The organism is Bradyrhizobium sp. (assembly GCF_022844465.1).
GTDB lineage: Bacteria > Pseudomonadota > Alphaproteobacteria > Rhizobiales > Xanthobacteraceae > Bradyrhizobium.
In genome coordinates this window covers 16,398-30,294 of sequence record NZ_JALHLP010000028.1, presented here as the reverse complement: position 1 = coordinate 30,294, position 13,897 = coordinate 16,398, and the positions used below count along the sequence as shown (strand labels likewise).

The following is a 13,897-nucleotide window of genomic DNA, read 5'->3' as shown; positions in this document are numbered from 1 at the left end:
GCGACATCGCGATGCACGCGATGCGGATTCCGGGAACGAGCCTCACCCAGGCCGTCGATATGCAAAGGAGGCTTGAACAGGCCGTTATCGAGTTTCCGGAAGTGAAGGATGTCTTTTCGAAAATCGGCACGGCGGAGGTCGCGACCGATCCGATGCCGCCGAATGTTGCCGATACCTTCATCATGCTGAAGCCGCGTCCGCAGTGGCCCGATCCGTCCCGGTCGAAAGCCGACTTGTTGGCCGCAATCGAGAAGCGGGTCGAGGAGCTTCCCGGCAACGCCTATGAGTTCACGCAACCGATCCAGATGCGCTTCAACGAACTGATCTCCGGGGTGCGCAGCGACGTCGGTGTGAAGATATTCGGCGACAATCTGGACACCTTGGCGCAAGTCGCGGGCCAAGTGCAGGGCATTCTGCAAAAAGTCCAGGGTGCCGCAGACGTAAAGACCGAGCAAGTGTCCGGCCTACCGGTGCTGACCGTCAAGCTCAACCGCCAGGCCCTGTCGCGTTACGGGATCAGCGTGGGCGACGTTCAGAATCTGGTCGAGGTCGCGGTCGGCGGTAAGAATGCCGGACTCGTCTTTGAAGGCGACCGTCGTTTCAATCTCGTGGTTCGGTTACCCGAGGGTCTGCGATCGGATATCGAAGCCATCAAGGCGCTGTCCGTGCCGCTGCCACCGCTGGAGAACCAGACAAAAGCTGTGCCGGCCGCCTTGTGGGGCAATTCCCCGCTCGCGCAGATTCGTTACGTTCCGCTGTCCGAGCTTGCGCAGATCGATGTCGCACCAGGGCCCAACCAGATCAGCCGTGAGGACGGCAAGCGACGGATCGTGGTGACCGCGAATGTGAGAGGGCGTGATCTGGGATCGTTTGTCGGCGATGCGCAGCGGCAAGTTGCGGAGAAGGTGAAGCTTCCTGAAGGCTACTGGATCGGCTGGGGTGGGCAATTTGAGCAACTGGTTTCGGCGACGCAACGGTTGACGATCGTGGTTCCGATAGCGTTGCTTCTGATTTTCGTTCTCCTGTTTATCAGCCTGGGCTCTGGCGCCGATGCGCTGCTGGTGTTCAGCGGCGTTCCGCTCGCGCTCACGGGTGGCATTCTTGCGCTTCTGTTGCGGGGCATCCCGCTCTCGATCAGCGCCGGCGTCGGGTTCATCGCGCTGTCGGGCGTCGCGGTTCTGAACGGACTCGTCATCATCTCGTTCATCGAGCGGCTGCGCTCCGAAGGTCACTCGATCATCGACGCCGTCCGCGAGGGCGCGCTGACCCGGTTGCGGCCCGTGCTGATGACGGCGCTGGTCGCGTCGCTGGGCTTCGTGCCGATGGCGATTGCAACGGGTGCCGGCGCGGAGGTCCAACGGCCGCTGGCGACGGTCGTGATCGGCGGCATCATCTCGTCGACGCTCCTGACGCTTCTCGTCCTTCCGGCCCTCTACGTCCTGTTTCGGCGCGAAAGCGCCGAGGGAGACCAAGCTCCTCAACCTTCAACCAACGGAGTCGCGACATGAAGTTCGTATCCATCATTCTCCTGTCCCTCATCTGGTCGGTGTCTGCGTTCGCACAGCATTCTCACGGTTCCAAGGGTCCCAACGGCGGTGCGATGGAGGACGTAGCGGGTGTGCATGCCGAACTAATGACTGCCGGAAATGTCATCACGTTCAATATCATCGACGAAGGCAACAAGCCGGTCCCCACCAGCGGCTTTACGGGTTCTGTCCTCGTCGTAAGCGGCTCGGAGCGCGAGACCATTGCGCTTGCCCCGTCGGGAGATGCCGCCCTGAAGGGCGAAGCCAAGAAGCCGATCGCCGCCAATGCGGCGATTACGCTCATGCTCAAGACAAAAGAGGGTAAGTCGGGGCAAGCAAAATACAAGAAGTAGTGGCGAGCTTGGCCACCGAAAATGCTGCGGTGCTCATGCTCCGCGGTGAAGGCAGCATCGGTATGACCAACCTGTGATTGATCGACCAAACAACAGTTCAAATCAGCGCGATCTGCGCCTCGATCTTTTTCGAGGCGCGGCGAACTGGGCGATCTTTATCGACCATATTCCGAACAACGCCGTGGCTTGGCTGACGACCAAGAACTATGGTTTTAGCGATGCCGCAGATCTGTTTGTCTTCATTTCCGGTTACACGGCGGCTTTCGTGTATTCCCGCTACATGCGTGCGCGAGGCTTTCTGGTCGGCGCGAGCTTGCTGCTTGGAAGGGCCTGGCAGATCTATGTCGCTTACACCCTGCTGTTCGTCGCATATTTGGCAGCGATCGGCTACGTCGCGCAAACCCATGGCCATTCGCATCTTCTCGACGAGTTCAATGTCCGATACCTGATCGACGATCCAATCGAGACGCTGAAGCACGGGCTGTTGCTTGAATTCAAGCCTCTCAATCTGGACGTGCTGCCGCTCTACATCGTGTTAATGGCAGTATTCCCACCTGCGCTCTCGGCCATAATCTGCTATCCGAACATTGCTCTCACCGCTTCGTTTGCATTGTACATGGCGGCGCGGACATTTGGATGGAATTTGTCTGCATATCCTACGGGCAGCTGGTACTTTAATCCGTTCGCCTGGCAATTCTTGTTCATGACCGGCGCGTGGGTGGCAAGCGGCGGAGCGCTACCAATCCTGCCGATGTTGCGATCAAGAGTATTTATTGCGGCGGCGTTTGCGTATCTGGCATTCTCGCTCGCCGTCGTCATGACAGCGCGGTTTCCGCAGCTTGGAAGCGTCTTGCCGCCGTCGTGGTCCGACTTCAGTAACGATAAGACCGATCTCGCGCCCTACAGAATCCTCCATTTTTTGGCGATTGCGCTCATCGTGGTGCGATTTCTACCAGAGCATTGGACTGGACTTCGATCCCCGTTGCTGCGCCCCATGATTGTTTGCGGAAAACGCTCCTTGGAAGTGTTCTGCGTCGGCGTCTTTCTGTCATTCGTTGCCCACTTTCTTATCGAGTTGGTCTCCGACGCGATTGCGTTTCAAATCCTTGTCAGCTTTGCCGGCATCGGCGTGATGACCGCCATCGCCTACTACCGCACTTGGACGAAAGATCTTCGATTGTTGCCTCCGAATGAAAGATTGAGCGCCAGATGACGCCGAACCTGCACGGAGCGACACAAGAGCCATTGATGGCGCAGGAGACTTCGACGACCACGTCCATTCGGGTTCAGGGAATGGATTGCGCGGCCTGCGGGATGAAGAACGAGAATGCACTCCCGCGGATGGTTGTCGTAGCGGAGGTGAACGTATCCTTCGCCGTCGGCATGGCAGACGGAGAATCGGCCACGTAATTTCAAGAAGGCGCCAAGGGCGGCGCGACCTCAGGGTGAGTATCGAAGGACTGGTAGCATGAATGCGGAAGCCAAGTTTGCCAAGCTCGGATCAGCTCGGCGGTACTCCTTCAGGGTCCAGGGATTGGACTGCGCCGAGGAAGTGGCGGTGCTGCGCCGCGAGGTGGGGCCCCTTGTCGGCGGAGAGGGCAACCTTGCTTTCGACGTGCTCAACGGGCGGATGACCATCCTCGATTCCGCAATCCCGGTATCGGTAGATGACATCCGGGCGGTCGTGGAACGAACCGGCATGACCGCCGTGGAATGGCAACCACAGGATACCGACGCGCGCGGCGCGCTGCAGTCCACTATCGGCACCAGGGTCTGGTTCACAACGCTCAGCGGGTTATGCGTCGTCGTCGGCCTGATGATCCACGCCTGGTTTGCCGGCGGATTGGCGGATGCGCTGCGGCTGCTTGGAACGCACGCTGGCCAGGCAATACCTTTGCCGGAAATAGCAGCTTACCTGGCCGCGATTGTCTTCAGCGGACGATTCGTGATCGTCAAGGCCTGGTACTCCGCAAAGTCGCTGCGCCCCGATATGAACCTTCTGATGACGGTGGCCGTCATCGGCGCAATTGCCATCGGTGAATGGTTCGAGGCGGCCACGGTCAGCTTCCTTTTTGCACTGTCGCTCATGCTGGAAAGCTGGAGCGTGGGGCGAGCCAGGCGCGCTATTGCAGCCTTGCTCGATCTGGCGCCACCCGTCGTACGGATTGTTCGCGCGGATGGATCGGAAGCAGAGATCGCGGCGGCCGAAGCCAGGCCTGGCGACAACTTCATCGTGCAAGCGGGTCAACGCGTTCCGCTTGACGGACGTGTCGTCGCCGGCACCAGCGCGGTGAACCAGGCGCCGATCACGGGCGAGAGCGTGCCGGTCGAGAAGGGTCCCGACGCGGAGGTCTACGCCGGCACGATAAATGGTGACGGCGCTCTCACGGTGGAGGCAACGAAGGCGGTTGAGGATACCACGCTCGCCCGCATCATTCATATGGTCGAAGAGGCCCATGCGCGGCGCGCCCCCTCCGAGCAGTGGGTGGAACGCTTCGCCCGCGTCTATACCCCCGCCGTCATGATGCTGGCTCTTCTCGTCTTCGTCTTGCCGCCGGTCCTGATCGACGGCGAGTGGCATGCCTGGTTCTATCGCGCCCTCGTGTTGCTCGTGATCGCCTGTCCCTGTGCCCTCGTCATCTCGACGCCGGTATCGATTGTCGCATCGCTTGCAGCGTCGGCACGAGCCGGCGTACTCGTCAAGGGCGGAGCCTACATCGAGCTTCCCGCGCGTCTGAAGGCAATCGCCTTGGACAAGACGGGAACCATCACGCGCGGCGAGCCGGAGGTTGTGCGCGTGGTGCCGTTTGGCGATCATACGGAGGCCGAGTTGCTCGCCCGCGCCGCCGCGCTTGAGACCCGCTCCACCCATCCCCTCCCGCGCGCCGTGCTCAGGTACGCCGAAACCAAGGGCATCGTCCCCGCTCCAGCACAGGACGTTCAGGTGCTGAAGGGCAAGGGGTTGACCGGTAACTTCGATGGAAAGCCATTCTGGCTCGGCTCGCATCGTTATGTCATCGAAAGGAGCCAGGACACGCCTGAGGTCGCGCGGCAGGCGGAGACACTGGAGGCCGATGGCAAGACCGTGTTGGTCGTTGGCAATGCGCGGCATGTCTGTGGCGTTATCGCAGTTGCAGATACCATTCGCCCGGAGGCCCGTAACGTAATCGAGCAGCTGCACGCCGCCGGCATCGAGCACGTGGTGATGCTGACGGGTGACAACCGTGTCACGGCTGAAGCCATCGCTCGCGAGGTCGGTATAGATGAAGTGTATGCGGAACTCTTGCCGGAGGACAAAGTCGACAAGGTCGAAGAACTCGTCGCGCGCTACGGTACGGTGGCGATGGTCGGCGATGGGGTAAACGATGCGCCGGCGTTGGCGCGGTCGAGCTTGGGCATCGCCATGGGCGCGATCGGCTCGGATGCGACGATCGAAACCGCGGATATCGCACTCATGACCGACGACATCTCGAAGCTACCCTGGCTTGTCCGTCATTCCAGGCGAACCCTCCGTATCATCCGCCAAAACATCGCGTTCTCCCTCGGAGTAAAGGCCATATTCGTGGTCTTGACCTTCGCCGGCGTAGCGAGCCTATGGGCGGCGATCGCCGCCGACGTGGGGGCTTCGCTCCTTGTCGTCGCCAATGCGCTGCGCCTCCTCGGGATGACTCCGTGGACCGTCGCAGCGCGCGGGGAGGTCGACAGGGCCATGTGAGGGAACGGGCGGTAAGAACCTTGATGCGCGGACACTGAGTCAAAAATGTAGAGTGAGCTATTCACGAAACTCATATCGATCAACACGATCGGTCGAGTGACGCACTCGCATTAAGAAGTAAGACGGAGGAGCTGATGGAGATCGAGTTTATCGGATTCGACGTCGGGATCGATGACATCAGGAATCCGGCCGTTGCGTGGAAGGGTACCGACACGTTCATCCAGATCAAAGGCGTGAATAACGACTTCGGCATCTATGATGACCCCGAGGGCTTCTACACCAAGCCAGGGCCTAATTTTCGCGGCGTTCGACGTCTGCTTTTCAAGTACATCGTCAGACACGTGATGAATGCTAAGGTTTGTTCGATACGTGCATATTCCGACTTTTTCATCACGTCACTAGACAATGATGCGGCGACCTCGTTCGCCTGCGCGAGCAGCCGTTCGCCGAGGGGCCGGGTCGGTCGACAACGCCATTTTCTATCTGCTAGCGATCTCGAAGCAAACCTGCGGAGGTCTCTCGAACGGGGAGCTGCGCCGGTTCGCCATTCACATTCGGGGGCTTGAGCGATGCATGGAGGAGGTTCGACGGGAACGGCGGCCGCGCAGCACGCGGGAAAGCTCAAATGGGCGCTAGGCCTGACCGGGACGTACATGTTCGCCGAGATCGCTGGCGGTGTGGTCACGGGCAGCCTGGCGCTGCTGGCCGACGCCGCGCATATGATGACCGACGTCGGCGGCTTGGCGCTCGCGTTGCTCGCGATCCGGTTCGCGGCCCGCGAGGCGACCCCGCAGCGGACGTACGGCTATCTGCGCATGGAGGTGCTGTCCGCACTCACGAACGCGGTCGTCCTGCTGCTGGTGACGGTGTACATCCTCTACGAAGCCTATCAGCGGTTTCTCGCGCCGCCTGAAGTCCTGAGCGGACCGATGCTGATCGTCGCCTCGATCGGACTATTCGTGAACCTCGTCAGCATGAGGCTGCTCGCCAGAGGGTCTTCGGAGAGCCTTAACATCAAGGGTGCCTATTTCGAGGTTCTGAGCGACATGCTGGGCTCGATCGGCGTCATCGTGGCGGCCCTGCTGATAATGTGGAAGGGCTGGGCGCTGGCCGACCCGATCATCGGGGCCGGCATCGGGCTTTTCATCGTCCCGAGGACGTGGTCGCTGCTGAAGAAGGTCACGCACATCCTCATGGAGGGCACGCCCGCAAACGTTGACTTGGGGATACTGGAGCGGAAGCTCATGGAAATCGCCGGCGTTACTGCCGTCCACGATCTCCATGTCTGGACCGTGACCTCCGGTTTCGACGCCATGAGCGGCCATATCGTCGTAGCCGACATTTCGCGTGGGCGCGATGCGCTGCTGGAAGCTCGGCGCATAATGAAGGCCGAATTCGGCATCGACCATGTCACGATCCAGATCGAAGATGAATCCTCGCGGGCGGCGGAGGCCGTTCTCCATGTTTAGCGGCGGTATCGGAGCGGGGTGCCGCCAATGCTGAACATGGTCATGCCGGCGCCCGCACTTCCGTCGTCTAGGTGGACATGGCAAGAAGCCCTCAAGCGATCGATACGGCTCCAGCGTTGTCGAAGGGTTTGGAAGATGGAACGGCATTCCGCTGAGTTGGCAATGGCTGTCTCTCGTGCTGTTTGGGCTGCCGGAGCGTTCTTGTTTGCAATCCTGTCGGTATCCGCCGTGCTGCCCGATGATTATCGGGTGGATCAAGTTTCCGTATTGGAGCGCGGAATCTTTCAAGCCAGCAGCCGAAGCTTGTCCATCGCTGAGAGCAGCTTTGGCTCGGTTGCAAGTGTGCGAGATCCCGCTCTTGTGCAAAGTACGGCCACCATTCCTGCACGGAAATCATTGCGATTTGGACTGCGCTACATCGTCATCGGCGCTCCCGCCGGAGCACCTGTGGACGTTCAACTTGTAACTCGCTTTCCAGAAGCTGGTTTGCTCGATCCGGCCGCCGGGGTTCGGCACTACAAGAGTGAATACACCATCCGAAGTGCGATCGGTGCCCCTGCCTACCGAGAATTCATGTTTGATCACCCGTGGGAGATCGTAGCTGGAGAGTGGGTTTTCGAATTTTGGCAAGGCGGTCGAAAGATCGGAAGCCAGAAGTTTTGCGTGTTGAATGCCGAGTCTGCTCATCACCAAGCCGATCCGTTGCAAAGTACAAACTGCGGGTTAGGCGGCGAGTCCAGCATACGCGGGCGACGGCAATTGGTGCAGGGAGCCGGGCATGTTTTCCTTCACGTGAGATGAATGCGGGCTGCGCGCAACCGGGTGCTCGCCGCGCGGTTCGATCAACTGGACGGAGTCAGCGGATGTTACAAGCAATGACGACGCGAAGAAAGATCGCAGGAGAGGCGTCTTGCGCAATGTTGCCCTTTATACGCAGCGGAGCAGCGCGGGCGCGCGGGCGTTGGCGCGCCGTAGCCTACGTGGCCTTGTGCGTCTCAGTCCTGTGCGCTTTCGCAGCGCCTTCGACAGCGCAGACGGCTCAGGAGCTTGTCCGTGAAGGGCTTGCCGCAAAGGAACGGCGGCAATATCCGTATGCCATTCTGTTGTTCGACGAGGCCCTCCGGCGTGGAGAGTTCGGGCCGGACCAACGAGGATTGCTGCTCTACAGCCGCGGCGTATCTTACGAGGCGCTCGGTTTGCGTGACCGCGCGCTTGGTGACCTTGACGCGGCGATTGCGCTCATTCCGCAATTCTCGAATTCCTACGTTTATAGAGCGCTGATTTGGACTAATCGCCGCGAATTTGATCGGGCGCGTGACGACTTGATGCAGGCGCTTCGACTTAACCCCGACAGTGCTCTCATCTACAACAATCTCGGTTCGGTATACGAATATAAGGGCGAATTGGACCGGGCCATCGAGAATTACGGAGCCGCAATTCGGCTCGATCCGGCGTATGCGCAGGCTTTCTACAATCGCGCCCATGCCTTTATCGCGAGGCAGGACTATCAGGCGGCAATGGCCGATTACGATCGCGCGATTGACTTGCAGCAGGAATTTGCCGAAGCCTACAGCAATCGCGGCGGCGTTTACCTCCTGCAAGGGAACGCGGAAAGGGCGATCGCGGATTTCGGCGAGGCTATTCGGCTGCGCGACAGCGACCCGAGCTTTTGGACTAACAGGGCAAACGCCTATTTAGCGCTTCGCCGATACAAAGAGGCGATAAGCGATTTCGATCGCGCCCTAGAGATTGATCCCGGCAGCGCTGGCATCTATCTGGGGCGAGGACGGGCGCGCATATACTCGGACGAGATTTCAGCAGCGGTCGAGGACCTTCAGACCGCCGTTCGACTAAGACCATCGAACCCGTACCCCGCGATCTGGCTGCACATAGCGCGGGTCCATCAAGGATATGCGGACCGCCAGGAACTCGAGGCAAACACAGCCAGGGTGAGGCGCGACCAGTGGCCGAGCGCGGTCCTCGATCTCTATCTTGGAAACGTGGACACCGGACGAGTACGGCAGCTTGCCGAAGAAGGTAACGCGCCCCAGTCCGCCATGCGCCTTTGCGAAGCCGATTTCTACATCGGGGAGTTCCTTACGCATAACGGCAAAACGCCGGACGGCCGTCTGATCTTACAAAATGTAATGGCGAAGTGTCGTCTCGCAGATGTCGTGTTCAGCGCCGCAAGCGCGGAGTTGAGCCAAATGATACAGACGAAATAGCCGTGCCGTTTGCCTTTGCTAGAATTGTGCGCGCAGGCGGGCGCGCAAACCGAAATTGGTCTGCGGTCCCGGTTGTAGGCCGGGTACCCCTACAGGTTGGTCTCTTGCGCTGCCTGCTTTCGAGGGAAGCAGGTGGTGGGGGATGCTGGTCGTAGAGACGATTGCGCGGATTCGGCGCGAGCACGTTATCAAGGGCAGGACGATCAAGGAGATCGCCCGGGATCTGAGGGGGCACGACTGATCGGCATTTACGATAGCCAGGTCGCCTTCGGTCAGTCTCAGATGCTGCTAGTCTGGACCCGCCTGATCATGCCGAATGGTTGCTCGATCGTGCTGGAGCGTCAGCCTGGCGCCGCCCAAGGGGAGGCCCAGATAAGGTCCCAAGACGCGCCGCCGGTGCTTCCGACCGCTCGGTCAAAAGCACCCCTGATCCGCCTGGGTACGCCGACTACGGTGGGCTACGTGGAGAAGGTTCGATCCCAGTTGCTCTCCCTCCGCCAGCTTGGCCCAAGCTTTGCGTTCTCCGAGTGAACTTGTTGGCAAATAAGCCCAATAGCAGCAGCGATTTCGCCTTTGTGCTATGAACCCCTGATCGGCAGTGTCGGCTTGTTGTTCTCCGAAAGGCCCATTTCTCTCCGAAGCTCTGGACTCCTTCGATTCGGTACGGTTCTTTAAATTTGAATGCTTCGAGCTACTTAGGAATTTCGACGGGAAGAGGTTCTGCGGTTTCTCTTGGACAGGTGAGAGCGCCCGATGTCCAATTCGCCGTATCGAGGTTCGGATCCTCCCGCCCCAGCCAGACAGTCCGGCGCTCGGAGAAACCGCTCCTAATAGTCGTAGAAATGCCCGCCAATGGCGGGCTTTTGGGAATTGGCTATCGGTCTCCAGGTTCGGAATTTGGCCGTTTCCGGCGCGAAATAGCCGATAGTCTCCGGCTACGTGCCGGAATATTCCCGTTTTCGGGAGGTCGCAACCGGAGATCGGTTTCGATTCACCCTGCGTGGCGGCTCCGGCAGTCCCGTACGCCTTGAACGCCTTCCAACTGAGAGACCTCGAAAGTCTCAGAGCCTCTCTTGGACGTATCGAGGCCAAGCGAGCGTTTAGATTGTGTACAACGGAAGCCAAGAACAGCGTCCGACGGATCGCGATAAATCGCAACAGCTGACATCCTCGGCTTCGTCAAGGATGACGGCCCATGCCTCCGTGAAGCTCGGCCAGCGCCTTGTTAGACGCGCCGAAACGAAGGTTGTGAGCGGGCGAGATTAAGTTCGGCGAGTTCAACTAGACTTGCTTTGATCGACAAATAGCGACGACATTGAGCGATCCCCGATGGTCGCAACGCGAATCCGTTCGAGAGCGTCAGCGGCCGCTCGAACTTGTAACGATCGAAGCGCTAGCGCCGCTTCAGAACGCACGAGTAATAAGCCAGGAGACGTAGCAATTTCTTCCAGAGTTCCGATGGCGTCAGCGCCGGAGACTTCGATCAAAACATCAATGGCGGCCACACGAACCGATTCATCACCCGGTTTTGCCGCTAATGCGCGAACTTGCTCCATGAGCCTAGTGTGCACGGGCGCCTTCAGACCGCGCAACATTTGAAGTATTGTGTCTTCATCACCTGAACTCAGGCCATCCAGCAATGCGAAATCGTCTTGGGTCATGCCTTCGGCCGCAAGGCGAATCATCTCAATTGAGTAAGCCGCTACGAGGGACCTTCGAGCGCCGGTGTCCGTCGATGCCTCCAGGTCATCCAGTAGTCGTCCGAGACCATCCAAGCCACCATCGAGAAATTGCTCAATTCCGAGGGAGACCGCATGAGTTGCCGCCCTGTTAGCCGCTACATCGACTTGGCTAGACGCCGCAGGGTTGATCAGAATGATGTCGAGGTCATTCGCGCGCTGGACGATTGTGTTGCGAAGATGCTCGTCGCGCAAGCTATTGCCCACCACGATGAACACCGAGATTTCTCGCAAAGCGTCGCCGAACTTGGTCATGAGCCCGGCGTAAGGCTGCTTCATAAGCGCCTTTTCCAATGTTGGAATGATCATCAGAGGACGCAACGCGCGCTCCCCATGTGTAAGCCGATACTCGTGAGACGGCATTGAATAGCCGCGCTCAAGTCGAAAGACGCTGCCGGATTCCTGCTCCTCGTACCAATTCACGGAGCCATGAAGCTTGATGAGCCGGACGCCGCCGTCGAATATGCCGGTCCATCGCGACTCGGGGCGGGTGGACGTTGGCTCGAAACCGTCGGCGCATCTCAGGTCACGACTTGCTGCTGCCACTTCTACGAGACGATCGTAGTTCGTTGTGAAGACGTAGGCATCGCGCTTGTACGCGAACTCAACTAGGCGAGAGAATTTCCGTTTCACCAGATCCGCATCGAAGCGCTCGCACGTTTCGATAAGGAAGCTATCAAGGTAACCGCGGAGCTCATCGGCGAGCGAAATCTGCTCGTTGAGGTCGCCCGCGCTTTGCCCTAAGGCGGTCAATCCACTCCTGATTCCTCGGACCTCTTCCAAGCGCTGGATAAGCAGCTCAAGGTCCGGCGACTCTCCACAGCCGGCCATAATCTTTTCAAGGAGCGGAGCACAGTGTGCTCTCTGGTTTCGAATGTATGCCACGAATTCTTCATAGAATTGGCGCATCATTGGAATGCCGAACGGAAAGGATGCTCCAGCTCCGAGTAGAAAAGCAACTTTGGGCATTATCGCTCCCTCGACGCTAAAATAGCATCGACCCGCTCTTGCAAGAAAGCGCGGAAATACCGACCGGTTGTGCGCCGCGACTTCAGCTCAAACTGTGGATCTGTGATGAGATCCAGGATTGTTTGTCGAGCAGTTCGGATTTCATACGTCGATAGCGCGAAATATACACCCAGCAAAGCCTTACGAACCGGATTGCCTACAGCCTCTGGCATAATCTCGAGGATTCTTCGAACGTCGGCATTGTTAGCGTTGAGAATGTAGCCGTTGAAGTCGGCAATGATTGCATCGGCCATGGTCTCGACCGATTGAATTTTTAGGTTCGATGTTAACTGCATGAGGTCCGCGACAGCTTCTGCATCCGGCGAAGAGCCAATGAGGGTATGTTCTCTCGGCGCGTCGAGTACACGAGCAAGAGCAATTCCAGTTCTTCCGCAAAGTTTCGTCAATATTTCAAAGTCGTGTATTTGGAAAGTCTGACTGCCGCTGCCGAACTGTACGTTGTAGTCGTGCCGTTCAGTTCGAACTACAGCGAACCCATTCAATCGGAGCAGAGACATTCGTAGGTCCGAACTGGAAATGCTTTCGGTTAGAGTGAAGTTTTGCGCTCCATCTGAGAACGACCTCGACTGTTGCTGTCGATCGTCTGAAGAATGGGCGTACAAAGGCGGTTTGGCCCGAGCGGCCAGCGCCACCGGCTCGAATCGCTGCGCGTGGCCGCCAGCTAGAAGAAGAACGTCGGGCGCCAGCCGGAACGCCCGCTCGACATTTTCCGGACCCACTACGTCGCTCATCGGTGTGTTCAGGATGAGAAGGGCCACACGTTGCATCGCACGGAGCCGGTCAATGGCAGCGGCGCTCAAATCCTCGCTTAGCCAGCCATCAAGTTTTTGGGCCACACGAGCACGATAGTGAGTGGTCAATCCAGCCACGAAAGTGGTCCAGCGCTCGTCGTGTTGAAAACCTTCGCGATTCATGAGAATCGAGAGTGCGCCGGGTTTTATGTCAATTTCACCTGTGAAACCGATGGCCATCTGTGGAAGCACGTCGGCGGCCGTTTCTGATACCAAGAAACCCCCGTTACACAAGACGAGGCTCACACCAAAGCCATTCTGTATATTATCCCATGCATCGCTCAGTTGAAGATGGCCTTTTTCCACACCTTCGAATTTGACTTCTGATGACTCTTCCCATGCCTGAACAAGCCATCTTTCCGGAACGAGTGATTTGGATTGCGAGTCGACGTTTTCTAGCCAAATGTAACGAGCGTGGCGAACGTAGCGCGCGACGGCATCGGGCACTTGGCCGGCTTGCATCGGACCTCCGCTTTTAAGGCGCAGCCGGAGGGTCGTGCCCCGGGTGTCGCGATGATCCTGAGATTCCTCGAACGGACGATGTCGGTCCGGGATGGCAACTGATAATGGGGCGGTACCAACGGCGCGGGTTCTTACCTCGACGGAGTCCGCTACGCCGAAACAGCTGAGCACCCCGATCCCAAACTGCCCAATCGGTCGATTGCCGTCGGCGGCCATTGAGATGAGAGCCTGGAGCTTCGGCGAAGTCGCCTTTGAAGCGCCTATTGTGGCGAAACTTTCTTCGAAAATCTCATGATCCATGCCCAGGCCATTGTCCTCGATCTCGACCCAATTTTCGTATGGGGAATAGCGAACAATAATTTCCGGCGCGAATGAGGGCTCCGCGAGGGACTGCAAATAGCAAGCATCCTCAGCATTCTGCAGGAGCTCGCGCATCGCGACGTTTGGGTTTGAATATAAATTGCGGCCGACAAGCAGGTCGATGAGATTATTGCTAGTTTTGAATTCCAATTGGAGCCCTCTTTGTGGATGCTCGGTCGGGCTAGGGAGCGGCGATCCGACGCCGCGGGCTCTAGAAGGAGGCATATC

The 13,897-nt window shown here is 58.6% G+C and carries 10 protein-coding genes and 1 pseudogene; 9 read left to right on the top strand and 2 right to left on the bottom strand.

Features of this window, described 5'->3' with window-relative positions:
• The 9 genes and pseudogenes from Q0D31_RS23650 to Q0D31_RS23610 form a co-directional block, all read left to right on the top strand.
• Nucleotides 1-1,508, top strand: a 1,508-nt coding sequence (locus Q0D31_RS23650; protein WP_291856655.1) for a CusA/CzcA family heavy metal efflux RND transporter, incomplete at its 5' end; no start/stop codon positions are given.
• The gene (locus tag Q0D31_RS23645; RefSeq protein ID WP_291856654.1) at nt 1,505-1,879 is read left to right on the top strand and encodes a hypothetical protein; all 375 of its coding nucleotides are present in this window, start codon (nt 1,505-1,507) and stop codon (nt 1,877-1,879) included. The genes Q0D31_RS23650 and Q0D31_RS23645, both read left to right, overlap by 4 nt.
• 73 nt (nt 1,880-1,952) lie before the next feature.
• Entirely contained in the window at nt 1,953-3,092 is a 1,140-nt protein-coding gene (locus Q0D31_RS23640; protein WP_291856653.1) for an OpgC domain-containing protein, read from the top strand.
• Between the two features lie 255 nt (nt 3,093-3,347).
• Nucleotides 3,348-5,594 carry a heavy metal translocating P-type ATPase gene (locus Q0D31_RS23635; protein ID WP_291856652.1) on the top strand — a complete coding sequence of 749 codons (2,247 nt, stop codon included), beginning with the start codon at nt 3,348-3,350 and terminating at the stop codon, nt 5,592-5,594.
• A 134-nt stretch (nt 5,595-5,728) separates the two neighbouring features.
• Entirely contained in the window at nt 5,729-6,160 is a 432-nt protein-coding gene (locus tag Q0D31_RS23630) for a hypothetical protein (protein WP_291856650.1), read from the top strand.
• A 3-nt stretch (nt 6,161-6,163) separates the two neighbouring features.
• Nucleotides 6,164-7,063, top strand: coding sequence for a cation diffusion facilitator family transporter (locus Q0D31_RS23625; protein ID WP_291856648.1), 900 nt, complete (start codon nt 6,164-6,166; stop codon nt 7,061-7,063).
• Between the two features lie 135 nt (nt 7,064-7,198).
• On the top strand, nt 7,199-7,864 hold the full coding sequence (locus Q0D31_RS23620) for a DUF3859 domain-containing protein (protein ID WP_291856647.1): 666 nt from the start codon (nt 7,199-7,201) through the stop codon (nt 7,862-7,864).
• A 302-nt stretch (nt 7,865-8,166) separates the two neighbouring features.
• Nucleotides 8,167-9,288, top strand: a complete 1,122-nt coding sequence (locus tag Q0D31_RS23615) for a tetratricopeptide repeat protein (RefSeq protein ID WP_291856645.1) — start codon at nt 8,167-8,169, stop codon at nt 9,286-9,288.
• 225 nt (nt 9,289-9,513) lie between these two features.
• Nucleotides 9,514-9,642: pseudogene (locus Q0D31_RS23610) on the top strand (TrbI/VirB10 family protein); the annotation flags it as partial.
• A gap of 923 nt (nt 9,643-10,565) precedes the next feature.
• Here Q0D31_RS23610 and Q0D31_RS23605 read toward each other — a convergent pair.
• The gene (locus Q0D31_RS23605; RefSeq protein WP_291856643.1) at nt 10,566-11,996 is read right to left on the bottom strand and encodes an SIR2 family protein; all 1,431 of its coding nucleotides are present in this window, start codon (nt 11,994-11,996) and stop codon (nt 10,566-10,568) included.
• On the bottom strand, nt 11,996-13,819 hold the full coding sequence (locus Q0D31_RS23600) for an ATP-binding protein (RefSeq protein ID WP_291856641.1): 1,824 nt from the start codon (nt 13,817-13,819) through the stop codon (nt 11,996-11,998). The genes Q0D31_RS23605 and Q0D31_RS23600 overlap by 1 nt, the downstream gene beginning before the upstream one ends.
• Between the last annotated feature and the right edge of the window lie 78 nt (nt 13,820-13,897).

Bases quoted from the DNA above. Each gene is read 5' to 3' on its own strand.
- Q0D31_RS23645 (WP_291856654.1), top strand. From the start codon at position 1,505: ATGAAGTTCGTATCCATCATTCTCCTGTCCCTCATCTGGTCGGTGTCT.
- Q0D31_RS23635 (WP_291856652.1), top strand. From the start codon at position 3,348: ATGAATGCGGAAGCCAAGTTTGCCAAGCTCGGATCAGCTCGGCGGTAC.
- Q0D31_RS23630 (WP_291856650.1), top strand. From the start codon at position 5,729: ATGGAGATCGAGTTTATCGGATTCGACGTCGGGATCGATGACATCAGG.
- Q0D31_RS23625 (WP_291856648.1), top strand. From the start codon at position 6,164: ATGCATGGAGGAGGTTCGACGGGAACGGCGGCCGCGCAGCACGCGGGA.
- Q0D31_RS23620 (WP_291856647.1), top strand. From the start codon at position 7,199: ATGGAACGGCATTCCGCTGAGTTGGCAATGGCTGTCTCTCGTGCTGTT.
- Q0D31_RS23605 (WP_291856643.1), bottom strand. From the start codon at position 11,996: ATGCCCAAAGTTGCTTTTCTACTCGGAGCTGGAGCATCCTTTCCGTTC.